This is a genomic window from Carnobacterium funditum DSM 5970, assembly GCF_000744185.1.
Classification (GTDB): domain Bacteria; phylum Bacillota; class Bacilli; order Lactobacillales; family Carnobacteriaceae; genus Carnobacterium_A; species Carnobacterium_A funditum.
The window spans coordinates 792,348-816,699 of sequence record NZ_JQLL01000001.1; the positions used below are offsets into that span (position 1 = coordinate 792,348).

The 24,352-nt window shown below is 32.7% G+C and carries 25 protein-coding genes and 1 other annotated feature; of the genes, 10 read left to right on the forward strand and 15 right to left on the reverse strand.

The genetic code is table 11. From position 1 onward, the window contains the following. Nucleotides 1-204: 204 nt before the first annotated feature. The 3 genes from thiI to BR44_RS03610 all read right to left on the reverse strand — a co-directional run bounded on the left by thiI (nucleotide 205) and on the right by BR44_RS03610 (nucleotide 4,415). Nucleotides 205-1,422 carry a tRNA uracil 4-sulfurtransferase ThiI gene (gene thiI, locus BR44_RS03600; RefSeq protein WP_034550693.1) on the reverse strand — a complete coding sequence of 406 codons (1,218 nt, stop codon included), beginning with the start codon at nucleotides 1,420-1,422 and terminating at the stop codon, nucleotides 205-207. 20 nt (nucleotides 1,423-1,442) lie between these two features. Continuing rightward, nucleotides 1,443-2,585, reverse strand: a complete 1,143-nt coding sequence (locus BR44_RS03605; protein ID WP_034550694.1) for a cysteine desulfurase family protein — start codon at nucleotides 2,583-2,585, stop codon at nucleotides 1,443-1,445. A 117-nt stretch (nucleotides 2,586-2,702) separates the two neighbouring features. Next, nucleotides 2,703-4,415: a septation ring formation regulator EzrA gene (locus tag BR44_RS03610; protein WP_034550695.1), complete on the reverse strand. Its 1,713-nt coding sequence runs from the start codon at nucleotides 4,413-4,415 to the stop codon at nucleotides 2,703-2,705. Nucleotides 4,416-4,640: 225 nt separating this feature from the next. Here BR44_RS03610 and BR44_RS03615 point away from each other — a divergent pair, with 225 nt between their 5' ends. The 3 genes from BR44_RS03615 to BR44_RS03625 all read left to right on the forward strand — a co-directional run bounded on the left by BR44_RS03615 (nucleotide 4,641) and on the right by BR44_RS03625 (nucleotide 6,593). Then, nucleotides 4,641-5,114, forward strand: a complete 474-nt coding sequence (locus BR44_RS03615; RefSeq protein WP_034550696.1) for a GAF domain-containing protein — start codon at nucleotides 4,641-4,643, stop codon at nucleotides 5,112-5,114. Nucleotides 5,115-5,342: 228 nt separating this feature from the next. Further along, nucleotides 5,343-5,948: a 30S ribosomal protein S4 gene (gene rpsD, locus BR44_RS03620; protein ID WP_034550697.1), complete on the forward strand. Its 606-nt coding sequence runs from the start codon at nucleotides 5,343-5,345 to the stop codon at nucleotides 5,946-5,948. A 288-nt stretch (nucleotides 5,949-6,236) separates the two neighbouring features. Beyond that, the gene (locus BR44_RS03625) at nucleotides 6,237-6,593 is read left to right on the forward strand and encodes a hypothetical protein (RefSeq protein ID WP_034550699.1); all 357 of its coding nucleotides are present in this window, start codon (nucleotides 6,237-6,239) and stop codon (nucleotides 6,591-6,593) included. 398 nt (nucleotides 6,594-6,991) lie between these two features. On the opposite strand, the gene BR44_RS03630 is transcribed toward BR44_RS03625, so the two are convergent. After that, on the reverse strand, nucleotides 6,992-7,627 hold the full coding sequence (locus tag BR44_RS03630; RefSeq protein WP_245592911.1) for a DUF1054 domain-containing protein: 636 nt from the start codon (nucleotides 7,625-7,627) through the stop codon (nucleotides 6,992-6,994). Nucleotides 7,628-7,782: 155 nt separating this feature from the next. Here BR44_RS03630 and BR44_RS03635 point away from each other — a divergent pair, with 155 nt between their 5' ends. Then, nucleotides 7,783-8,229: a YueI family protein gene (locus tag BR44_RS03635; protein WP_034550700.1), complete on the forward strand. Its 447-nt coding sequence runs from the start codon at nucleotides 7,783-7,785 to the stop codon at nucleotides 8,227-8,229. A 75-nt stretch (nucleotides 8,230-8,304) separates the two neighbouring features. Here BR44_RS03635 and BR44_RS03640 read toward each other — a convergent pair whose 3' ends face one another. From BR44_RS03640 to BR44_RS03655, 4 genes are all read right to left on the reverse strand, one after another. Then, nucleotides 8,305-8,844 carry a GNAT family N-acetyltransferase gene (locus tag BR44_RS03640; RefSeq protein WP_051912486.1) on the reverse strand — a complete coding sequence of 180 codons (540 nt, stop codon included), beginning with the start codon at nucleotides 8,842-8,844 and terminating at the stop codon, nucleotides 8,305-8,307. A gap of 74 nt (nucleotides 8,845-8,918) precedes the next feature. Then, nucleotides 8,919-9,611: a 5'-methylthioadenosine/adenosylhomocysteine nucleosidase gene (locus BR44_RS03645; protein ID WP_034550704.1), complete on the reverse strand. Its 693-nt coding sequence runs from the start codon at nucleotides 9,609-9,611 to the stop codon at nucleotides 8,919-8,921. A gap of 19 nt (nucleotides 9,612-9,630) precedes the next feature. Further along, nucleotides 9,631-9,882 (reverse strand): cell wall synthase accessory phosphoprotein MacP, encoded by a 252-nt coding sequence (gene macP, locus BR44_RS03650; protein WP_034550705.1) that lies wholly within the window; start codon nucleotides 9,880-9,882, stop codon nucleotides 9,631-9,633. Between the two features lie 15 nt (nucleotides 9,883-9,897). After that, nucleotides 9,898-10,458, reverse strand: a complete 561-nt coding sequence (locus BR44_RS03655; RefSeq protein WP_034550707.1) for an NUDIX hydrolase — start codon at nucleotides 10,456-10,458, stop codon at nucleotides 9,898-9,900. A gap of 536 nt (nucleotides 10,459-10,994) precedes the next feature. Between BR44_RS03655 and BR44_RS03660 the strand changes: the two genes are divergently transcribed. From BR44_RS03660 to BR44_RS03685, 6 genes are all read left to right on the forward strand, one after another. Next, nucleotides 10,995-11,699, forward strand: coding sequence for a 5-bromo-4-chloroindolyl phosphate hydrolysis family protein (locus BR44_RS03660; protein WP_051912488.1), 705 nt, complete (start codon nucleotides 10,995-10,997; stop codon nucleotides 11,697-11,699). 22 nt (nucleotides 11,700-11,721) lie between these two features. Further along, nucleotides 11,722-12,930, forward strand: a complete 1,209-nt coding sequence (locus BR44_RS03665; protein ID WP_034550708.1) for a toxic anion resistance protein — start codon at nucleotides 11,722-11,724, stop codon at nucleotides 12,928-12,930. A gap of 221 nt (nucleotides 12,931-13,151) precedes the next feature. Then, nucleotides 13,152-15,338 (forward strand): anaerobic ribonucleoside-triphosphate reductase, encoded by a 2,187-nt coding sequence (gene nrdD, locus BR44_RS03670; protein ID WP_034550709.1) that lies wholly within the window; start codon nucleotides 13,152-13,154, stop codon nucleotides 15,336-15,338. 29 nt (nucleotides 15,339-15,367) lie between these two features. After that, nucleotides 15,368-15,931: an anaerobic ribonucleoside-triphosphate reductase activating protein gene (gene nrdG / locus BR44_RS03675; protein ID WP_034550710.1), complete on the forward strand. Its 564-nt coding sequence runs from the start codon at nucleotides 15,368-15,370 to the stop codon at nucleotides 15,929-15,931. A 122-nt stretch (nucleotides 15,932-16,053) separates the two neighbouring features. Next, nucleotides 16,054-16,302 carry a GlsB/YeaQ/YmgE family stress response membrane protein gene (locus tag BR44_RS03680; RefSeq protein ID WP_034550711.1) on the forward strand — a complete coding sequence of 83 codons (249 nt, stop codon included), beginning with the start codon at nucleotides 16,054-16,056 and terminating at the stop codon, nucleotides 16,300-16,302. A 90-nt stretch (nucleotides 16,303-16,392) separates the two neighbouring features. Continuing rightward, nucleotides 16,393-16,842 (forward strand): hypothetical protein, encoded by a 450-nt coding sequence (locus tag BR44_RS03685; protein ID WP_034550712.1) that lies wholly within the window; start codon nucleotides 16,393-16,395, stop codon nucleotides 16,840-16,842. Nucleotides 16,843-16,938: 96 nt separating this feature from the next. Here the strand turns inward: BR44_RS03685 and ileS are convergent, their stop codons facing one another. From ileS to ftsZ, 7 genes are all read right to left on the reverse strand, one after another. After that, nucleotides 16,939-19,719, reverse strand: a complete 2,781-nt coding sequence (ileS, locus tag BR44_RS03690; protein WP_034550713.1) for an isoleucine--tRNA ligase — start codon at nucleotides 19,717-19,719, stop codon at nucleotides 16,939-16,941. A 99-nt stretch (nucleotides 19,720-19,818) separates the two neighbouring features. Then, nucleotides 19,819-20,042: a binding site (T-box leader), on the reverse strand. A gap of 1 nt (nucleotide 20,043) precedes the next feature. Continuing rightward, nucleotides 20,044-20,673: a DivIVA domain-containing protein gene (locus tag BR44_RS03695; RefSeq protein ID WP_084676082.1), complete on the reverse strand. Its 630-nt coding sequence runs from the start codon at nucleotides 20,671-20,673 to the stop codon at nucleotides 20,044-20,046. Nucleotides 20,674-20,750: 77 nt separating this feature from the next. Then, complete coding sequence (locus BR44_RS03700) at nucleotides 20,751-21,533, reverse strand: YlmH family RNA-binding protein (protein ID WP_034550715.1); 783 nt, start codon at nucleotides 21,531-21,533, stop codon at nucleotides 20,751-20,753. Between the two features lie 16 nt (nucleotides 21,534-21,549). Then, a complete protein-coding gene (locus BR44_RS03705; RefSeq protein WP_034550717.1) occupies nucleotides 21,550-21,840 on the reverse strand; it encodes a YggT family protein in 291 nt (96 codons plus the stop codon). Nucleotides 21,841-21,863: 23 nt separating this feature from the next. Then, nucleotides 21,864-22,337: a cell division protein SepF gene (locus tag BR44_RS03710; protein WP_034550718.1), complete on the reverse strand. Its 474-nt coding sequence runs from the start codon at nucleotides 22,335-22,337 to the stop codon at nucleotides 21,864-21,866. 38 nt (nucleotides 22,338-22,375) lie between these two features. Continuing rightward, entirely contained in the window at nucleotides 22,376-23,056 is a 681-nt protein-coding gene (locus BR44_RS03715; protein WP_034550720.1) for a YggS family pyridoxal phosphate-dependent enzyme, read from the reverse strand. Nucleotides 23,057-23,061: 5 nt separating this feature from the next. Continuing rightward, on the reverse strand, nucleotides 23,062-24,324 hold the full coding sequence (gene ftsZ / locus BR44_RS03720; protein ID WP_034550721.1) for a cell division protein FtsZ: 1,263 nt from the start codon (nucleotides 24,322-24,324) through the stop codon (nucleotides 23,062-23,064). Nucleotides 24,325-24,352 lie beyond the last annotated feature (28 nt).

Here is a 24,352-nt window from a genome sequence, read left to right on the forward strand (position 1 = left end):
TGTCTATTTCCTCAAATCATATCATCAATAAAAATAAAACTCAATCTTTTTGTGATAATAATCACATTCAAAACTATTTTACTACTTTTCTTAAATGAAAATAAAACACTCGCTATTATATTATAATAAAAAAGATTAGATATTTTGTTTTCTCCTGCTAGCTAACTATTAAAAGGAGTACATTTTCTAATCTTTTTTATTTATTTATAAGAGTCCAGAATATTTGACGGCTTGTTGCTTTTCTAAAGTATCTCCTACTTTTATTTCAGAAAAAACCAGATTATCCATCACACGTTGAATTAAGTCTTCTATATTCAATCTCGCTTCATATCGTCTAGTTTTTTCTAAATCTGGTTTTGTTTTAGGAGTAGTTGGCGCAAATATAGTACAACAATCCTCAAAAGGTTGTATTGATAATTCGAATGTATCAATATTTTGAGCTAAATCGATTATCTCGTTTTTATCCATTGAAACAACAGGACGGATAATGGGTGTAGTCGTCACATCATTAATGGCTATCATGCTATGCAAAGTTTGCGATGCTACTTGTCCAAGAGACTCTCCATTAATAATAGCTAATCCTTTTCGTTCTTCACGAATTCGTTCTGTAATTCGTAACATCATACGTCGTGTCACTGTCATTGAGTAACCTTCAGGTACACATCTTTTAATTTCTTCTTGAACTTCAGTAAATGGAACTTCAATGAATATAATATTTCCGACAAATGCAGCCATCTTTGAAGTTAAATCCTTGGCTTTTTGCAAAGACCGAGGACTTGTATAAGGAGGACTGTGAAAATGAACGGCCTCGATTTCTACACCACGCTTCATTGTCAAGTAACCTGCTACTGGGGAATCAATCCCGCCAGACAGCATTAGCATACCTTTCCCACTTGAACCTACTGGTAGTCCGCCTGCTCCTAATATTGTTTGACTAGAAAGAAAGATACCTTCATTTCTAATCTCAACACGTATATTAATATCAGGGTTTTTCATTTTCACTTTAATACCTTCAATATTTTTTGAAACTTCTGATCCTAATAAATGATTAATTTCATCAGTGTCTAAACTAAATTCATGATCTGAACGACGCGTGGTGATTTTAAATGATTTACCTTCTGTATATAATTCTTGGACCATATCAACTGTTACTTTTTTCATTTCTTCGATATCTCTTTCCAGTCTTACCACTGGAGAAAAATTTTGAATCCCGAAAATAGGTTTTAATCTCTCCAAAACCAAATCACTGTCTACACCATTTAATTTTAAATGCATTCGGTCTCGTTCACCCGTTACGTTAAGTTGCTCAAAATCATATAAAGCAAATTTTACATTTTGGACTAGTTTATTAATAAATTTTTTTTTATTTTTACCTTTAGTAGATAACTCTCCGTAACGGACCATCACTTCATTGTATTGCATTTTATATTCACTTCTCTTTCTTATGCATTGATTGATTGGAATTTTTTATACAGCTTTTTAAATACGCTCATAAATTGTTTTGCTTCTTCCATAGTATTTGTATCTGATAAACTAATACGAACAGCATCAACTGCAAGACTGTCCGGTACATGCATGGCTGAAAGAGTGCTAGAACTCGCTTTTTTGCGGCTAGAACAAGCACTTGTAGTGGAAATATAAATAGATTCATTTTCAAAAGCATGTAACAACACTTCTCCTCTGATACCTTTTAAAGCAAAACAAAGAATATGTGGTGCTCCTGCTTGCGTTGAAAACAGTACAATTTTTTTATAGTTGTTCAACTCATTAATTAAATAATCTCTAATTTCTCTTTGTTTTTTTTGCTTATTGGTAGCATCTGTCATGACCAAACGTAAAGCTTTCCCAGTAGCTGCGATACCAGCAACATTTTCTGTACCACTTCGTATTCGATTTTCTTGTCCACCACCATTCATTAAAGACGCTATTTTCCTTCCCTTTTTCAAATAAATAAATCCTGTTCCTTTTGGCCCATGGAATTTATGACTTGAGAAAACAGCAATATCAATACGAGAATTTGGGCCTAAATGCACCGGTATTTTCCCGATAGCTTGAACAGCATCAACCTGAAAATGAATAGATGGATAATCTTTTAGAACTTCACCAATTTCCTCAATGGGTTGTACACTACCCACTTCATTATTAACAGCCATAACAGAAACTAAAATTGTATCTTTTCGTATGGCATTTTTTAAATCTGTGATAGAAATAACCCCATTTCTATCAACCGGTAAATAGGTCACTTCAAAACCAAATTGTTCTAATTGGCCTATAGATTCACTTACAGCAGGGTGCTCCACAGTTGTTGTAATGATATGGTTGCCGTAAACTTTTTTTTCAATAGCTGTTCCTTTGATGGCCCAATTGTCTCCTTCTGTGCCACCGCTAGTAAAGTAAATTTCTTGTGGTGTAACTGCAAGTAAAGAAGCAATTTGCATACGTGATTGCTTCATCAAAGAAGCAGCTTGATCTCCCAGTGCATGCATACTAGATGGATTCCCATTGACACTTCTAGTTACCTCTATAAATGTTTGCAATACTTCTTCATTTATTTGAGTCGTTGCACTATTATCAAAATATATCATTTATCTTCACACTTTCTATTATCTATTTCACATGATTTGATATGGATTTTTCATCATTGATTTAATACAAAATAAAACAGAGTTTCCAATTAAATGAAAGACTCTGTCGTTTTTTCATCATTTCTTTTGTTTATCTTCTAGATAATTTTCTTCTATCTTTTTAAACGAGCCCGGTTCAACTTCTTCTAAAGCTGTTGAAATCTGTTCTAATGCTTTATTGTAATCAAATTCAGTATTAAATGTTGTCATGCTCTTTACAATAGCCTCTGCTATTTCTGGATGTGTATGACGATAACGATTAGCATACTGCATCATATATTCACACAACAATGCATTATCTACTATCTCTTCCGTTTTTTTAATTAAAAGTTCCACATCATCATCACATAAATCGCATAAATGTTTGATATCTTTCATATCTATTCTTAATTTATTTAATTCTTTAGATAGTTCTTCTACTCGTTCTGTCGTTGCAAAGAAAAAATCTAGGTATTGCGTTGGTAATCCAGGAAGATGTTGTTTTTCAATATACCGTTTTACTCCACGTAAATTAAATTCAAAATCATCAATTTTATCTTTGACTTCTTTTTCTTCTTGGCGTAATTCTAATAAATGTTCGTTAATCATTTTTTGTTCCACTTCAATTTGTTCGAGTAACTTCGCATGCTCTGTATAGCTTTCTTTTACTGCACTAAAAATAGCTTGTTGGCTATTTAAGCCATCTGTAAATGTATCAAAATTATCTTGAATCTCGCTCAGTTGTTCTTGCATTTTTTGAGCTTGCTTTAATTCATCGTGGTTCAATGCGTAGCTTTGAGCCACACGATCAATTTCAATTAAAAGTTTTCGATTTTTTTCAATTACAAATTCTATATAATCATCTAATACGGGCTGCTGATTTACGATGAATTTTTTTGCTTCAATTTCAATTTCCATAGCGTCATACAACCGATTAATCTCATCTTCTATTTCTGTGCTTATCGATTTAGCCTTTTCGATGTCACATTCTGTAATGGCTTCTTCGACACTTTTACATTTCATCTCTATTGATTCAACGTCTGCTAAGATAGTATCATCTAAAAAAACGAATTGTCGTTCAATAAGCTCATCATAACCCTCTTTTAATTCTTGTACTTGTTCAAAAAATTCGTTTACCAGTTGTTTTAAAAGCCCAGGTATTTGCTTGATACTATGGTTCAAACTTTTTGTATCTGCATCAATTTTATTTAAAATATTTTTAGCTTCAACATGATCTCCAGAAGCTGCTAAATCTGATACTTTTGAAAAATCAACTTCTAAAAAAGTCAATTTATTTTCTAACTTTTCTAACGCAGGACCAAATGAAAAACTTTGTGTTAATAATTTTTTTCTTATTTCTTGATAAGTTTCTTGTATTCTTTTAACTTCTAGTATATTTTGCTCTTCACTTTGAAGTAGTTCATATAAGGCAGTTTGAATTTCTTTAATATCCATTTCGATATTTTTAATTAAATTGGCTGCTTTCGTTTCTGTTGCTTTTGCTTTAATTAATTGCAGACGGTCTGCAGCTTGTTCTGCATCAAACAAATGATTTTCTAAATCTGGAAAAGTTTTAGTTTCAATTTTCTGCCATTCCGAATGCAATTGGTTGAACTTTTTTTTCGTCTGCCCTGTTAATTGTAGGTCTTTCGCTCTTCGCAAGTCATCGGGTATAGGCAAATCCATTAATTCAAATTTTTGTTTTTCTAGACCATTGATTAACGAATAATGTTTCTTTTTCATCATGAAACTTATTAAGTAGGCAATGAGAGCCAAAAAGATAATAGTAACTAAAATATATTCAAACTTCATTTTTTGTTGATACCTCCAGCCAAATTGATACGTTTATATAAGAAAAATAGTTATTATTAGTTCATATTTTTTTACGATATCAGAAAAACTTTTTAACATAAGTTGCATTTTCTTATAGAAATACCTATTGTATATAGTAACATATATAATGAAATCTAACACTACTAAAAGCGGTTTTTTATTTTATCTTATCTAGTACGTGTCTTCATTACAGGAGGAATTTCCATGTCAAAAGAATCAAATTATCGTTTAATGAATAAACAGCTTACCGCTATTATCAATGATGAAACAAACCTGATTGCTAACTTGAGCAATGCTGCAGCTTTATTGTTTGAAAATTTATCTGATATCAATTGGGCTGGATTTTATTTGTACGAAAAAACATCAGATGAATTAGTATTAGGTCCTTTCCAAGGTAAAGTGGCATGCATAAGAATAAAAATAGGTGCAGGTGTTTGTGGAACGGCGTTTGAGAAAAACGCACCGCTTATCGTTGGAGATGTCTCTAAATTCCGAGGCCATATCGCTTGCGATGCTGCAAGCCAATCAGAAATCGTTATACCCTTGGTACTGAACGGCGAAAAAATAGGGGTCCTAGATATTGATGCCCCAATAAAAAATCGATTTGATAAAATAGATCAACACTTTTTAGAGCTATTTATTGAACTTTTACAAAAAAATAGTCAACCTATGATTTAACTGTAAAAAAAGAAAGCTTGACTCTTTAGAAGCACGCATTGTATAATTGAATTTGTGTAAAATAATGCAGCGTGAGAGTGGTGTTCGCGTCAACAGTTTATTGCCAATATTGGTGCATTTGTGTAACCTGCGGCTGCAAAGGCGAAGAATGAAAAATAAACTGCACGGAATATTGAACTATCAACTTATTATTTTACTCCAAAAAAACATTATTGGAGGAATTTTATTATGTCACGTTATACAGGTCCAAGTTGGAAAATTTCACGTCGTTTAGGTATTTCACTTTCAGGTACAGGTAAAGAAATTGAACGCCGTCCTTACGCTCCAGGTCCTCATGGTCCGAACAGTCGTAAAAAATTAACTGAATACGGGTTACAATTACAAGAAAAACAAAAACTACGTAATATGTACGGCATGAACGAACGCCAATTTAAAAATTTATTTGTTAAAGCTGGTAAAATTAAAGAAGGTAAAGTTGGGGATAACTTTATGATTTTACTAGAACAACGTTTAGACAATGTTGTTTACCGTTTGGGTTTCGCGACTACTCGTCGTCAAGCTCGTCAATTAGTTAACCACGGTCATATCCTTGTTGATGGCAAACGCGTTGATATCCCATCTTACAGTGTTGCTGTTGGACAAGCTATCTCTGTTCGTGAGAAATCTAAAAACATGGAAATTATCACTTCTGCTGTTGAATCATTATTCGGCCGTCCAGAATTTGTTAGTTTCGATGGAGAAAAATTAGAAGGTTCATTGAATCGTTTACCATTACGTGAAGAATTATATGCTGAAATCGACGAAGCATTCATCGTTGAGTTCTACAACCGTTAATTCGATTATAATAAACATACTATTCTTAAAAAACACAATCAGATATATCTGATTGTGTTTTTTTATTCATCTACTAATATAATCAATCATAAAGGCTATATTAGTTAGACAGTTAAACAATTACATCTTGAAATAGTGGCAAATAAATTTAAACTTTTTCATCCTTTTTATTTCACAATTTAGACATAAAGCTATTATTCTTTTTATGCTATGTGAACACTTGATACCCTATTAAGAATAGATGCTTTATAATTAAATTATAACTAATTTGAACTTGAGGTGATAAATGTGTTGATTGAAGTAAGTGACGATTTTGGAAATGAAATGACTCGTTTAGCTGAAACTGCTAATACAACAATTAGTGAAGTCATTGAGTCAGGTTTTAAAAATTCTCATTTTCTAAAAGAAGATTTGCTATATGGAAAAGATAATTTTTCTGATTTCATTGATGAGTACCTCTCAGTTTTAAGCCGTTTAGATCGTTATCAAAATGAATTGTTGGTTATTATCAAAGAAATAGATGAGTCAGAGGCTATCCAACATGTTTTTAAAGAACTATATAGACTTGCAAACGAAGATATTTGGTTGTTGAATAAATTATTTCAAGTTTATAAGCAACCCATTAACCTAACCAATTCACTCTAATTTTATTTTAACTAAGTGATGTGATCTTAATAAAGTAGGATAGCAATAATAGAATCTTTTAAAATCAAGTATCTTCCATTTACTTTTAGTTTAATTTATGGTAGTATGTTTAGACTAGAAATCATATCTGTATTTATAATTTATCTGTTCAACTAAGACTACTTATTTAAAGGAGCGTACATTGTGTACAATCAAACCGTACTTGAGGTTTCTGGAACATCCGTCAAATTAACGCGAAATCGTTCAACATTTATCCTTTACCTCTCATCTGATGACGATGCCTTAATCTTATATGATTACATGGCTCGCTGTATCCATAAAAAATAAAAAAACGTTGATTCCAATAGAATCATCGTTTTTTTATTCATCAGTATCTATAGTAAATGAACTTATTTGAATTATTCACTTGGGTAGGCTTGAAAGGCTTGCTTATATATAGGAACTAAAGAATGATACGTTTCTAGTACAAATATATGAAGAGCTTGAGCATCTTTAAAAATCGGATCAGTAGCACTTAACTGTCTGCCAACTAAAAACTCACCTTTTTTACTATCTCTCCATCGTACAAGTCCTTTACTCCATTCACTTTCATCAATGGGTAATACTCCTTCCATAGTATGGTCATAAGAAATAACATAATCAGCAGGTAAAGCTTGAATAGTTGCATCATTATCAATGAAACTTTGTGCCATCTCTTTTTCAAACTGTGGATTATCTATAAAGGCTAACCAAATAAATAAATGCGATTGATAAAGACCCAACTGAAAATGGGGATATTTTTTATATCCTCTATTGTCCCCACCAATTGCACACCAAGTATCTTGAGGTGGATTTTTAGTTCTTCTAAGGTGTTGAGCAATATGTACGGGTAAAGAATTAGCTCCCAATAACGGACTTAAATCTTTTGAAATCTCTGTTCCTATTGTTCTAAATTTTGGTTGAATTTTTTTTCGAATTTCATTCATTCTAGACTCTAGACTTTCGATAGCAAAAACATCAAAATCTTCCTGAGTAAAGCTCACTAACTCCATCATGTCTCGCTTCCTCTCTCTATTTCTATCGTAATGCCAGTAAGGACAAAAATTTTTCGTATCTGTTAGTATAAAAATGTAATTATGCTGATCTATGTTATAATAGAACCAAATAATTTATTAATTAAAAAAGTTTTTTAAAGGAAGGGGAGATTCTCATGAGTTCAGATAATATGCAAGACTATTTAAACAAAGGCATTTATGGAGCTAATCAGACTAAACCTGAGGAACGTCAAGAATACCTTGGGAGTTTAAGAGAACGTATTTATTTATCGATGACTCTTGAACAATTAATTTCTACAGATTACTTGGATGCGCTAAAAAAAGAAATAACTAAATACCCGGGTAATACACTTTTATTCAACGGATCTGTTGATATAAAAGATTTAAATCCCTACATTAAATTAAGTAAGCAGTTGAATTGTTCATTTAGAATCGTAACAGATGAGGATGCTGAAAATTGCAACATCGGATTAATTTATATTGCTCCACAAGCAGTGAATAATGAGATTATTAATGTTGCAGAAAAATACCCAGCAGCTGATGAAGACCCCGAAAAAGAGAAACATGAAAAAAAGTCTTTTTTCAAAAAGCTTTTTTCGTAAAACCTCAATCCGATTAAATAAAGTAGCCGAAGAGATCCTATTCTTTTCGGCTACTTTATTTTTCATTAGTTCAGTCTAATTCTCATCTTCTAGCTCATTATTTCTCCATTCGAATTTAATGATTTTTTCACCACTGCCGATTACCCCTTCTCCTGTCTTAATGAATCCATTATTTTTTAAAATGTGTTGTGACTTTTTATTTTTCAAAAAAGTTTTAGCTTTGATCAATGGAAAATTCTGCGCCTCTGTAAGCCATTCTAAAAATGATTTAACTGCTTCAGTCACAAAACCTTGATCTGAATAAGCAGCAACAATCCCATATCCTAACTCTGGAATCCATGTATTACTAGAATTTCCTTGTACACTTATTTCACCAATAATTTTATTTTCTTTTTTTAAAACAATTAACCTCGTCCATTTTTCCATTTCCGGCTTTTTTTTTAACTCCTCTAACGCGAAAGGTAAGTAAAAATAAAATTCGATACCGGGCCATCCACTACTTACTTCGTAACCTGATACGTCTCTTAATTGTTTTTTTCCTGACAAAGTTGCTTCAATATATTCTATCGTATATGGAATTAATAGTAGCCTATCAGTCTCTATGATACCCATCATTCTTTCCTTTCTTTTCCAATAAATATATTTTGTAAATTCTCATTATCTTAGACGGTTTAATCCCCGTTTGTAGATTACAAACTACTTTTCAATAATTCTAAAACCATATTAGCCGATTGTCTTCCAGCCTCAATAATAAATTCATCAAAACTAATACCAGCCTCTTCGTTTGCAACATCTGACATAGCTCTCAAAATAACAAAAGGTTTTCCAAATTGGTAACAAACTTGAGCGATTGCTGCACCCTCCATTTCTGCTGCTAAAGCATCGGGAAAGTCTGCTATTATTTTTTCTGTTTGAGCTTTACCAGCGATAAATGAATCACTTGTAACAATAAGCCCTCTTACTGGATGTAAACCAACATTTTTTGCTGCAGCAATCGTTTTTTCAACAAGTTCTTCATTTGCTGTATAGCGAGCAGGCATTTGCGGTACTTGTCCCTTTTCATAATTAAAAATGGTCGCATCTACATCATGATAAGCTACTTGAGTTGAGATAACAATGTCTCCCACCGTTAGACCTTTACCAATACCTCCAGCAGAACCGGTATTAATTAAAATCTCTACATCATATTGAGAAATTAATAAAGTAGCTGCAATCGCCGCATTCACTTTACCAATACCTGATTGTACCAAGACAACTTGATGTTTTTCTATTTCTCCTGATATAAACACGACATTAGCTTGGTGCCATTCATTAGGGGTTGTCATTTTTGATTTCAACAAAATAATTTCTTCTTCCATAGCACCAATAATTCCAATTTTCACGTTTATTTCTCCTTTAAAATTAAATTAAAAACACTATTATTAATACAATAATGAGCAATAATGAGACTACAATAATAGCTTTTGTTAAGAGTTTGTCGATGTTCCGATATTTATCGTTTTCTGTTTTCCTACTTTTTAGGGATTTCCCCTCTTTTTCTAGCTTCTTTTGATAATCTTTTTCAACTTTATCACGTTCTTTCCTTCTTTTACTTCTCTCTTTTGCATCTTGCTCTTTTACTTTTCGCGACTCAGCTCTTGTTTTTTGATCCATTCTTTCGTTCACACCTCATCTATTCTTTTGTTCCATCTCTTTTTTCATTTTCCAATAAAAAAGAGCAAATACTGTTTTAGAATCAATTATTAACTTTTTCTCATAGGCCACCCAAGCTTCTTCAAAAGATAATGTTACGAGTTCAAGAAATTCATCTTCATCTTGCGCTAACGGTTGGTCTACTCTTGTTAACTCTTCAGCTCGGTAAATATACAAAAACTCATTTGAAAAGCCAGGTGATGTGTAAAAAGAAGTTTCGAGTTCAAAAACTTTTGCTTGGAAACCTGTTTCTTCTTCCAGTTCTCTTTTCCCAGTTTCTATAGGATTATCATCTGTCTTGTCAATCATTCCTGCGGGTATCTCTAAAATAGTCTTTTCAATGGCTTTTCGGAATTGTTTAACAAAAATCATTTTTCCATCTGCAGTGAAAGGCATAATTGCAACTGCCCCTGCATGTTTTACTAATTCACGGTTTGCTTTTTTTCCATTCGGTAAAAGAACTTCCTCTACCCAATATTCTGTAATATTTCCTTTATAAATACGTTGACTTTTAATTGTTTCTTCGTTAAATTCCATTAGATTTCCCCCTGCTATTATGGATACCTTCTTTCTTATCATACAGTTCTGTAATTACTTTATCAATCCTGAAATTATATCATTATTTCTAACCTATAGGGACATTAGTTAATATTAGTTACAGTTATAAATAGACCTAGATAATTCATAGATTTCCTTAAAAACTACTAAATACCTATTATGACACTACTGTTCATGAAATCGACTAGAAGTTTCTTGATGCTAGCATTAATATTAGTTTCGTGGGGGGGGGCGTACCAAATAAGATGTGATAATCTAAGTGGTATGATTAAATTGGAGTCCTAGCAACGAAGAGAAGAAAGTTAAAGATAAATTAGATAAGTTTCCACTCTAAAATCCATAGGTTTTCAATAGTGATAAAAATAGTTCTGAAAAAAATAGCATGAATTATTCTGAATAAAAATAAATAGAAATCAACCTTAAGTCTGATGGGCCTTTTATACACATCTGTGATAAAATAAAGATGTACAATAAACGGAATGATGTAGTTAAATAAAATTATGGAGTGATACAAAATGAATGATTTTTCTAAAAATGTTATCGATGTATTACGTTACGCGTTTATTAGTGTCTCGACAATTTTGATGTTTCTGCTTTTAGCCTTTATTTTTGATTTAGGTTTTTGGTGGTCATTGATTATTAGTATTGCGATTGGTAGCATTCTCTTCTATATGCAAAATGAAAATAAAACTAGTCAGTCTCACGGTAAGCTAAAAAAGGTCTCCGTTCAAAAAGAGAATTTTTATAAATCTAATGGATTAAATAAAGAAGAAATGAACTTTTTTAGAGAGACTATGTATGTTGCAAAGATGCAAATTTTAACCTTAGAAAAAAACATGCAATTCGTTTCAAAACTATCTGCTATTGAAAAACGAAACAATACGGTTCATTTAGCAAAATCTTTGTTTAAAGAAATTACAGAAAATCCTCGTCGGTTGAACGAAGCAAATAAATTTCTTTATGTTCACTTATCCTCTTTAGTTGATTTGACAAATAAATATATTGAAATTGATCAACATGAAGTGAAAAGTAAAGCAACCTACGATGTTCTCAATGAGAGTGCAGCAACTATTGATGAAATGTGCCATTTAATTGCTGTAGACTATGTTGCTTTTAAATCAGGTGATTTTGATGACATGAGTATTGAAGTAGAACTTGCGAAAAAAGCTATAGAACGAGATAATGCAGCCTTTGAAGAAATAGAAAACCAAGAACTTTAAGATCATATAGGGAGATGGAAAAATGACAGATAACACATCAACAAACAATAGTTCCTTTAAACAAGTAAACTCTGAGCTAGATGAATTATTATCAAATCCTTTTGATGAAGCTAACTTAAATACACCTTCTGTGAAAGAATCGGTTGAAAAAGATATGGTTGAAACCCAGAAAGTTGATCGTTTGATTAATCGTTTATCAGAAGAACGTCAAAAACAAGCCAGAGAGTTAGCTGATCAAATCGATGTTACCAATATCCAATCTGTTATGAGCTACGGAGCTGCTGCTCAACAAAAATTAGGTGAATTTTCGCATACTATGTTAAACCAAGTTCAAAACCAGGACACTGGTGAAATAGGTGATTCTCTAAATGATTTGATGTTTCGTTTAAATGAAGCCAATCCTGAAGATTTAAGAGCGGAAGATAACAACGTTTTTAAAAAAATATTTGGACGAGTTAAAAAATCTATCTATGAGATGACATCAAAATATCAAAAAATTGGCGCACAAATTGATAAAATTAGCATCAAATTAGATAAAGAAAAAAACGGATTAGTTAACGATAATATTATGTTAGAACAACTCTACCAAAAAAATAAAGATTATTTTGATGCTTTAAATATTTATATTGCCGCTGGTGAACTTAAAATAGATGAACTAGCTAATACGTTTATTCCTGAAGCCATCCAAAATGCTGAAAATAGTTCAAATCAAATGGACGTCCAAATCGTCAATGATTTAAATCAATTTTTAGATCGTTTAGAAAAACGAACATACGATTTAAAATTAGCACGTCAAATGACAATCCAACAAGCCCCTCAAATTCGCTTGATTCAGAATACTAATCAGGCTTTAGCAGAAAAAATTCAATCGTCTATTAATACTGCTATTCCGCTTTGGAAAAATCAAATTGCTATTGCTTTAACATTATTGCGTCAAAAAGATGCTGTTACCGCTCAAAGACAAGTATCAGAAACAACAAACGATTTATTGAAAAAGAATTCAGAAATGTTAAAAATATCTACTATTGAAACAGCCAAAGAAAATGAGCGTGGTATTATTGATATTGAAACACTACAAAAAACTCAAAATGATTTAGTAGAAACTTTACAGGAAACATTACAAATCCAAAAAACTGGTCGCTTAAAACGAAAAGAAGCTGAAAATGAATTAACTGTCATGGAAGATTCTTTGAAAAATAAATTATTAGAGTTGACTAGTGATCAATCTTAAATAAAATAATAACAAAACCCTTTATTATCTGCTATTTTTATAGTGGATAATAAAGGGTTTTGTTTTATCTTTTATTTTAAAAAATTTTTAACGGATTTTTTTGATATCTTATATCATTGAACAGTGATACAATATGTAGTGTGCACTTAAGGTTTTATCCTACATATGGTATTTTTTTACATAACTAGAATAACTTACCTACTCAGGAGGGAAATAATAAAATGGAAAATAAAATAAAAAATTATGATTATACTAACAATAAAAACACTCTTGTTGCTATAGTCATTAAACGTGACGGACGAGAAACAACTTTCCAAGAAGAAAAAATTTATCATTCTCTTTTGAAAGCAGACAAAATATTAACAAATAACTCGAAATATAAAAGTGATTATGATTTACTAGAAATAGTAAAAATAATTAAAAATGAACTAATCCACACTAATGAAAATAAGATACCCGTTTCTAAAATTCGCGAGTTTATTTTACAAGTTTTAATCAATCAAGAAAGAACTGACTTAGCTGAAACTTATACTGATTTCCAAATTCAAAAATCGATTAACCGAAAAAATGAAACAGATATCAATCATGCTATTAATACGTTGTTAAAAAAAGATCCTTCACTTGTTAATGAGAATGCTAATAAAGACAGTGAAATATTTAACACTCAGCGTGATTTAACTGCTGGAGTTGTTGGAAAGTCAATTGGCTTAAAAATGTTACCGGAACATGTTCGAAATGCCCACCAAAAAGGTGATATTCATTATCATGATTTAGATTATCACCCTTACTCTCCTATGACAAACTGCTGTTTAATTGATTTTAAGCATATGTTATCCGAAGGATTTAAAATTGGTAATGCTGAAGTCGAAAGTCCAAAATCTATTCAAACAGCAGCTGCTCAAATGGCTCAAATAATAGCCAATGTTGCTTCTAGTCAGTATGGTGGGTGCAGTGCTGATCGAATTGATGAAGTTCTAGCTCCTTATGCAAAACTCAATTTTAAAAAACACTTAACTGAATCCATTAAATGGATTGATCATTCTGAAAAAAGAGAAAAATATGCTCTTCAAGCAACAAAAAAAGATATTTATGATGCTATGCAAAGCCTAGAATATGAAATCAATACTCTTTTCTCTTCTCAAGGACAGACGCCTTTTACTACTCTGGGATTTGGTTTAGGAACAGACTGGTACGCTAAAGAAATTCAACAAGCCATTCTTTCTGTTCGGATAAAAGGACTTGGTAAAGAAAAAAGAACAGCTATTTTCCCTAAATTAGTTTTCACATTAAAAAAGGGTATCAATCTTAATGAATCAGATCCTAATTATAGTATTAAACAACTTGCAGTTGCCTGTGCGACCCAAAGAATGTACCCGGATGTTTTGATGTACGATAAGCTTAAAGAAATAACTGGAAGTTTTAAAGCACCTATGGGATGCCGCTCATTTTTACAAGGTTGGCAAGATGAGAATGGAACAGAAGTCAATTCTGGTCGAATGAACTTAGGTGTCGTTACATTGAATCTACCGCGTATTGCTCTTGAATCAAATAATAATATGGATAAATTTTGGACAATTTTAGAAGAACGATTATCTATCTGTAAAGATGCCCTTATTTATAGAATCAATCGAACCAAAGAAGCTCTTCCAAGTAGTGCCCCTATCCTTTATCAATATGGTGCTTTTGGTAAGAGATTAGATAAAGATGAATCCGTGAATGAAGTATTCAAAAATAGACGTGCAACGATATCTCTTGGATACATTGGCCTTTATGAAGTGGCTACTGTATTTTATGGTGCCGAATGGGAAGATATTCCTTTAGCTAAAGAATTCACTTTGACTGTCTTAAAACAACTAAAAGAACATGCAGATATATGGGGTAACCTCTATGGTTATCACTTCAGTGTTTATTCTACCCCTAGTGAAAGTTTAACCGATCGTTTTTGCCGGTTAGATACAGAAAAATTCGGTGTTATTCCTGATATTACTGAGAAAGAATATTATACTAATAGTTTTCATTTTGATGTTAGAAAAAAACCAACTCCATTTGAAAAACTAGACTTCGAAAAAGATTACGCTAAATTAACAAGTGGTGGATTTATTCATTATTGCGAATATCCTAATATGCGTCAAAATCCTAAAGCTTTAGAAGCTGTATGGGATTACGCATATGATAGAATAGGCTACCTCGGAACAAATACACCTATTGATCATTGCTACCAGTGTGGTTTTACCGGTGATTTCGATCCAACTGAAAAAGGCTTTAAGTGCCCTGAGTGCAATAATTGCAACCCTAAAACATGTGATGTAGTAAAGCGAACTTGTGGTTATCTAGGTAATCCGCAAGCAAGACCAATGGTTCAGGGTCGACACAAAGAAATCACTTCTCGTGTTAAACATATTAACTAATTACACAATCAATCTGGAGGAACAATAAAATGAGAAATCCAAAGCCAAAAGAATGGTTATCAAAAGACTATAGTAAAATGAAAGTTGCTGATTATAAACCCTTTATTTTTGTTGATGGTGAAGGTGTTCGTTGCAGTTTATATGTAAGTGGTTGTTTATTTGCATGTAAAGGATGTTACAATAAAATTGCACAAAATTTTGATTATGGTTATTATTACACTAAAGAATTAGAATATAAAATTTTAGAGGATCTAAATCAACCATATGTACAAGGTCTCACTCTTCTTGGTGGAGAACCTTTTTTGAATACAGAAATTGTTAATCCTTTATCAAAACGGATAAAAAAAGAATTTGGGAAGTCCAAAGACATTTGGGCTTGGACTGGTTATACGTGGGAAGAATTGATGCTAGAATCAGAAGACAAGCTTGAACTGCTTTCTTACATGGATGTTCTAATTGATGGTCGTTTTGAAATAAATAAACGTGATTTAACTCTTCAGTTCAGAGGTAGTTCAAATCAAAGGATTATCGATGTTCAAAAATCTTTAGATTCTAAAACCGTCATCTTATGGACTAGTGAGATAACCATTTAAATTAAATATTTCAAAAAAATTGTAGCTCAATGTATATCACTTGAATTGTGAACACGATGTGTCTATAATAGTAATAGTAATAGTAATATTACTTATTTATTTAGTAAAAGGAGGAAATTATAATGGGATTTATTTGGTCACTTATCGTAGGCGGTATTTTAGGAGCCATAGCAGGAATGATTTTAGGTAAAGACGTACCAGGAGGTATCATTGGTAACATTATTGTAGGATTTATCGGTTCATGGATTGGTTCTTCATTATTTGGTAGCTTTGGACCTGTCATTGGTGGATTTGCTATTATACCTGCATTAATTGGTGCTGTAGCTCTAATCTTCATCTTTTCACTTATCATGGGAAGACGTAAAGGTTAATTGTGTTTTATGATTTAATAAAAACTCTTTGAGAAAATTTCTCAAAGAGTTTTTATTTTTAATTTTTGATACAAAAAAAGGGGAGTTATTATGTCATTAGAGCAATACTCGGTTATTATAAATGCTCCACTTAAAAAATCCATAAAAATAATAAATGATCCTAATTTTTGGTTACCTTTTTTACCAGGATTTAATCAACTTACGTCTGTTTCTGATTGTACTTATTTGGTAGACCTCTTTTTATCCTTAGGGTCAGTCGCACGCAAAACATTATTAACCTTTCATTTTGAAACGAAAACGAAAACAAAAACTAACAACGTTCACTTTACTTTTTCTTCAACAAATAAACACATATCAGGTCTTGGCGAACTAAGTATTTATCAGTATTCTAAAAACAAAATACAATTAAAAGTTTCCTTAGACCTTCGCTTGAAAGGAAGAAAGAGTTTGCTTTTTACTCCGCTCTTACCTTCTGTGAAAAAAACGTGGGCCAAAAATATTTTAAATGAAGTGAAAAACTCCTTAGAAAGTGAACAATAAAAAAACTCCTTGCAAAGTAATTTAGAAAGAAAAGAAATTTCTGCTAATTACCTACAAGGAGTTTTTATGTCTCTTTTTTTAATGAGTCACCTTACTTTATTGCTCTGGTACTAAAGCCTCTGGAAAATTTTCTAATACAATTCCTGCACACCGTTCGCAAAGAGTCGGAGCTGTAGCATTTGTTCCTACATCTTCTTTAATCGCACGACATCTTTCACAAGTCTCACCGTGGGCATGTTCTACTAGGATAGCTAAAGAATCAAATTGTAAGGCTGTTTCTGGTGCATCCTTTTTATCTCCTACAATTTGTAAGTCTGATACAATCAATAATTGTTCAATATTGCTATTTAATGATGTAAATAAATCTCTTGTAGGTGCAGTAGGATAAATAGTTAGCTTCGCTTCAAATGATTTACCAATCTTTTTATCATTACGCGCCTCTTCTAATGCTTTTTGAACATCTTGACGAATAGCCATAAATGCATTCCACATATCCATTAATTCTGCTTCATTTTCATAAGATTTAACTTGTGGCATTTCAGCTAGTTGAACAAAATCTTCTTTTTCATCCAATAAGCTCCATATTTCTTCTGCTGTATGAGGTAAAATTGGCGTTAATAATTTAGTCAATTTAACAAGCACTTCGTTGAATACAGTTTGCATCGCTCTACGCTCGTATGAATTTTCTGATTCAATATAAACAACATCTTTTGCAAAATCTAAATAAAACTGAGATAGATCAACTGTGCAGAAATTATTAATTAATTGATAAATAGCTGGAAATTCATATTTTTCGAAGTTCATTTCCACTTTTTCAACAAGCTGATTTAAACGGACCATCATATACTTATCAACTGAACGTAAGTCATGGAATTCAATAGCATGATTCTCAGCTTTAAAATCAGATGTATTCGCTAATAAAAAACGCATGGTGTTGCGAATTTTACGATATACTTCTGAAACCTGTTTTAAAATCTCGTCACTTACACGTACATCTGCTTGAGAATCAACACTAGCAACCCAAAGACGAATAATATCAGCACCCATTTGTTTGGTTACTTTGTCAGGAGACATCGTATTACCAAGTGATTTACTCATTTTACGTCCTTCACCATCTAATACCATTCCTTGAGACAGTACCGTTTTATAAGGTGCTACACCATTAATAGCGATACTTGTTGTAATACTAGAGTTAAACCAACCGCGATACTGATCAGATCCTTCTAGATACATATCTGCTGGGAATGATAAATTAGCTCTTTCTTTTAAGACTGCTTCATGAGAAGATCCGGAATCAAACCAAACATCCATGATATCTTTTTCTTTGGTAAAGATATTATTAGGACTAGACGGATGTGTAAATCCTGCTGGCAACAAATCAACGGCTGCTCGTTCAAACCAAACATTGGAACCGAACTCCCCAAATAATTTTGCAACATGGTCTGTTGTTTCTGGTGTGATAATTGGTTCATTGTCTTCACCATAAAAAATAGGCAACGGTACACCCCACGCACGTTGACGAGAAATAACCCAATCGCCACGATCACGTACCATATTATATAGACGTTGCATACCCCATTGTTGTGTCCAATTCACCTTTTTAATAGCTTCCAAAATTTGTTCTCTAAAAAGATCTATAGAAGCGAACCATTGAGGTGTCGCACGGAAAATAACCGGTTTTTTTGTACGCCAATCATGAGGATAACTATGCATAAAGAAGTCTAAACTGAGTAAAGAACCATTTTCTTTTAAGATATCGGTAATTAATTTGTTTCCCTTATCATAAAATACACCCTCTAAACCAGGAGCTTCATCTGTAAAGCATCCTCTATCATCAATTGGTGACAAGACGCCTAATTTATATTTCTGCCCAACAATGTAGTCATCATCCCCATGTCCAGGAGCCGTATGAACTAGTCCAGTACCAGCATCTAATGTAACGTGGTCTCCCAATATAACTAAAGATGTCCGATCATACATTGGATGTTGAACAGTCATATATTCCATATCTTTCCCTTTAAGTTCACTAATAATTTCTACGTCTTCCCAACCAATTTCTTGAGCAACCGTATCTAGTAATTCTTTTGCAAGAATATATTTTTTCCCATCTGCTAAGACCGTAACATACTCATAATCTGGGTGAACAGTAATCGCTAAGTTAGATGGAATAGTCCAAGGCGTGGTGGTCCAAATAATAAGCGATGTGGATTCATCAACTAATCCCTTACCGTCAACAATTTTAAAAGCAATATAGATACTTGGAGATTTAACGTCTTTATACTCAATTTCTGCTTCTGCTAGTGCGGATTCACTTGAAGGAGACCAATAAATTGGTTTTAATCCTTTGTAGATATACCCTTTTTCGGCCATTTTACCAAAAACACGAATTTGTGCTTCTTCATAATCAGGATTCAACGTAACATAAGGATTATCCCATTCACCAGCAACACCTAAACGCTTAAAATCATCCCGTTGCTTATTAATTTGTTCCCAAGCATACTCTTCACATAGTTCACGAAACTTGGCAATAGACATTTCTTTACGCTTAACACCTTTATTGGTCAAAGCTTGTTCAATGGGCAACCCATGTGTATCCCATCCAGGTACATAAGGAGAACGAAAGCCCGTCATTGATTTGTATCGCACAATAATATCTTTGCTAATTTTATTCAATGCATGCCCGATATGGATATTTCCATTAGCATACGGAGGGCCATCATGTAAAATAAAAGCAGGTTTTTCTTTATTTAATTCTTGACGTTGACCATAAATGTCTTTATCTTCCCATTCTTTTTGCCATTCAATTTCACGTACTGGTAAATTCCCACGCATTGGAAAAGCTGTTTTCCCTAATTGTAATGTTTCCTTCATTTTCATTACTTATTCCTCCATTTTTATCGTTATAATTTTTTTATGGCATACTGTTTCCTACTTAAAAAACACAAATTTAGTGTACAAAAAAACACTTCACCCCTTAAAAGGGACGAAGTGACTTCGTGATACCACCCAAGTTCAGGAAATGAATGTTATTTTTATTCCTCTCAAGTAATTGGTAACGGTTATCAACCGGCTGATCTTACTAGCGTTTTCAAATCAGCACTCTTGGAAGATCTTACAATAGAAGGTACTGTTAGACTTTCACCATATTCTAACTCGCTAATAAGTATTGTATTGCTTTCTATTCCAATCATAGTTTTAAATTTATGGTAATTCTATTGCAGGCGTTATGCCTTCAGTATTTTGATTATCTTTATTTTTTGATTCATCTTCTTTAGTAGCTGATTCCATTTTCTCTTCATAACTTTCTTTTTGTTTCATTTCAGAAAGCAATTCTTTTAAAGTTGGTATTTCTAACGCTTCTTCTTGTGAAGGCTTTAAAATATCTTCCCATTCTTCATTTTTCACCATTTCTAATTGTGACTCCATCATTAATTGTAATCGTTGTTTAAAGATTCTACTTTGCTTTCTTAACTCATCAGTTTCAGTTGTAATTTTCTTTGCCTTGGCAACTGCTTCATCAAGTAAACGATCCGCATTTTTCCCTGCTTCTAAACCTATTAGTTCCGCTTCTTTTACTGCATTTTCTTTTAACCGATCAGCAGCATCTTGAGCAACAATAATAGATTTATTTAATGCATCTTGTAAATTATTATAATGCGTTACTTTTTCTTCAGAAAATTTTAGATTTTTTTCTAATTCACGATTTTCTTTTAGAACCATTTCATAATCTTTAATAATTTGATCCAAATAATCATTCACTTCATCTTGGTCATATCCACGCATCTTTACAGGGAACTCTTTATTATGTATATCTAAAGGAGTTAACACCATTTAAGACACCTCCATCATCTGATTTTTTTATCTTTGCTTCGACGTTTAATGATTCATTACTAGAATACCTAATTAGTTTATTTATGCAAGATTCCAAATTTTATACGCCATTTATCTTTTTTTGTTTTACCTACTATTTCTTGGACTTGTAATCTGCCAAATCCTCGTATAGAAACAATATCTAAGATTCCTAATTCAAAATCTGGTTGAGTTATTTCTGACCAATTTAATTTAATTTTTCCGGACTCAATCATTTGTTTTGAACGTTGTCTAGAAATATTAAACAGACTAGCTATAATTGTATCTAGACGCATAGAAGACACTGTCTCTTGCACTATTGTCCAATTATCAATTGGTTTCAAAATATCTAAATAAGTTTTTTTTATTAATCTAATGGAGACATTTCCTATTTTTTCAACTTGATTTTGAACAAATGGCTTCATACTCTCTCCAATAAAAAACTGCCATCGTTCTCCATCAGAAATGATGTCTCCAAAATAATCTCTTTTTAAACCTGTTGAAAGCAATGTACCAAGGATTTTTCCATGCGATAATTTTGTGAATTTGATTGGATAACGTATTTCAAAAAGAGCTACTTCGAAATCATCTTGTGTCGGTATAAAATATTCTGGACAAATATAAATCCTATTTCTTTCAGCAGCTTGATAACCGCCGAAAGAATAGATTTTTATGCCACTTCTTTTCCCTACAATTGTTTCAATTATATAAGCCTGTCTTGGATCTAAAAAATTTGTTAAATAAGGCGTATATTGATCTTCACATTCTCTAATCCAATCGGTAACTTGATCGATAAAAGGACGTTCTTCTTTCCTGAAATGTTGATAAACATTTTCTATCATCAAAATACCTCCTTGGTCAGAAGCTTAGAATTAATCTTACAATTATTTGATAAAATGAAAACAATCCTCTTTGTGCTAAGTTTAAAACGACTATCGCTACTATTCCAGAAACACTAATCATACCTATTGGTGGGATGAAACGTCTAAAAAAACCTAGATAGGGCTCACAAACTCGCACCAAAATTTGACCAATTTTTGATTGATAAGCTCCTGGAAACCAAGACATTAGTATATAAATAATGATAAGGGTCGAATAAGCTTGAATCAATCTCGACAAAATAAGGTAAATTAAATATAATATATCCATAACGTTTAGCGTACTCCTCTTTTCTAATATAATTCTTTTTCACGCATAATATCAGTTAACGTACCGTCAATACTCACATTCTCAGGAGTACATAAGAATATCTCATCACCAATGCGCTGAATATCCCCACCTAATGCGTAGACAGTTCCTGTTAAAAAATCTACAATTCTTTTCGCTTGTTCTTCATCCATCCGAACAAAGTTCAGCACAACTGACTGATCTTCCAACAAAATATCAGCTATCCCTTGTACTTCTGAGTATACTCGAGGTTCAAGAATAGTGATTTTAGCTTGTTTTGATGTGGGCTGCTGATTAAATGGCACCACTTTATTATTTATTTTCTCTCGCTTAGTGTTGATAATAGGAACTGTTTGATTAACATTCTTCCTATTTTCCCCACCTTTAGAAAAGGAGGGAGATTCTTGAGTAGGTGTTGGATCAAACTCGTCTTCTCCATCTAGTTCAAAAAAACGATTAAATCTATTCTTCATTCCCATTTTAATCCCCCTTAATGAATAAATGGCGGTAACACGATTTAATTACTCTTGAAAAATGAGGAACCTATTCGAATATAAGTCGCCCCTTCTTCAATAGCAATTTGGTAGTCTCCACTCATACCCATACTGAGTTCTGTACATGGAGCGTAAGGCAATTTTTTTTTTGCTATCTGTTCCTGACAGATTTTCAATCTTGAAAAAACGGATCGAATAACCGTTTCATCCCCTAACAATGGAGCCATCGTCATTAAACCGATTATTTTAATTTTAGGATAATCAGCTAATTGTGTAATGAATTCTTCTAATTTATCAGGATGTATCCCACTTTTAGAATTTTCTCCACTAATGTTGACTTGTACAAAACAAGCTATACTATTTTCTGCTCTTTTTTCAATTTCTTTTGCTAAGGATAAGCGGTCCAGAGAATGTAAAAAATCAATACGATTAATAATCTCTTTTACTTTTCTCGTTTGTAAATTCCCAATAAAATGCCAAGTTATATTTTGGTTATTCAATTCATTTTGCTTTTCAAGTAATCCTTCAGGTCGATTCTCCGCTAAATGATTAAATCCTTCTTGAATAATCTCTTTTGTTAGTTGAATTGGACTATTTTTAATTACTGCAACAACTTGAACAGTAGAACTTTTCCGTTCTCCTTTTTTCAAAGCTTGATTAAATTTTCCTTCAAACTGAGAAACATTTTCTTTTATATTAATCATCTAATTTACTTGCGACGTCTTCTGAAAAATGGTGGTGTATCAAGATTTTCATCTTCAGATTTATGTCCACGTTCTTGTTTTTCTTCACGTTTAAAAAGATCGAATTCGGACTTATCTTTTTCAGAACCTGATTCTGATTGTGAATTAGAAAAGTTTTGTTCACGAACATTAGGTTCTTTGCGAATATCCCAATCACCAAAAGGATCTTTTGAAGCTCTTGCTTGTGCTCCCTCTCCACGTTTTTGCGAATCGCTTGAGTCTATGCTACGGTTTCTTCCTGAAGATTTAGGACGTGTTTCTGTTTTTTTAGTTGTATCAATACCTGTAGCAATGACCGTTACAATAACTTCGTCACCTAAATTTTCATTGATAGATGTCCCAAAAATAATGTTTACTTCTGTTGTAGAAGCTGAAGAAACAATATCTGAAGCATCTTGGGCTTCATATAACGTTAAATCTGAACCACCAGTTATGTTTAATAAGACTGATTCAGCTCCGTCAATAGAAACCTCAAGTAATGGAGAAGAGATTGCTTTCTTCGTAGCTTCAGCTGTTCTATTCTCCCCACTAGCCATACCGATTCCCATTAATGCTGAACCTTTATTTTCCATTACTGTTTTAACGTCTGCGAAATCTAAGTTTACATACCCTGGTGCAGTTATTAAATCGGATATGCCTTGTACTCCTTGACGTAATACATTATCAGCTTCATGAAAAGCTTCAAGCATTGGTGTCTTTTTGTCGACGATTTCCAATAGACGATTATTAGATATGATAACTAATGTATCCACGTGCTCTTTCATCTGAGCAACACCCTCAGCAGCAAAACGCCCACGTTTAGGTCCTTCGAAAGTAAATGGTCGAGTAATCACTCCCACTGTCAACGCACCTTGTTCTTTTGCAATACGTGCTACGATAGCTGCGGCTCCAGTACCTGTTCCTCCGCCCATACCTGCCGTAACAAATATCATATCAGCGCCTCTCAACGCATCAGCAATTTGTTCTTCACTCTCTTCTGCTGCTTTACGCCCAATCTCAGGATTAGCACCTGCTCCTAATCCACGAGTAAGTTTAGGTCCTAATTGTATTTTCACTTCTGCGTTTGATCCAGCTAATGCCTGCACATCTGTATTGGCTACGATAAATTCTACGCCCTTAACACCTTCGTCGATCATACGGTTAACAGCATTATTCCCTGCTCCACCAACACCGATCACTTTTATAATTGCTCCATTATTCATCGGGTTTGTATCAAATTCTAAATCCATTCCATTTCCTCCTAATGACAAAGTCTAC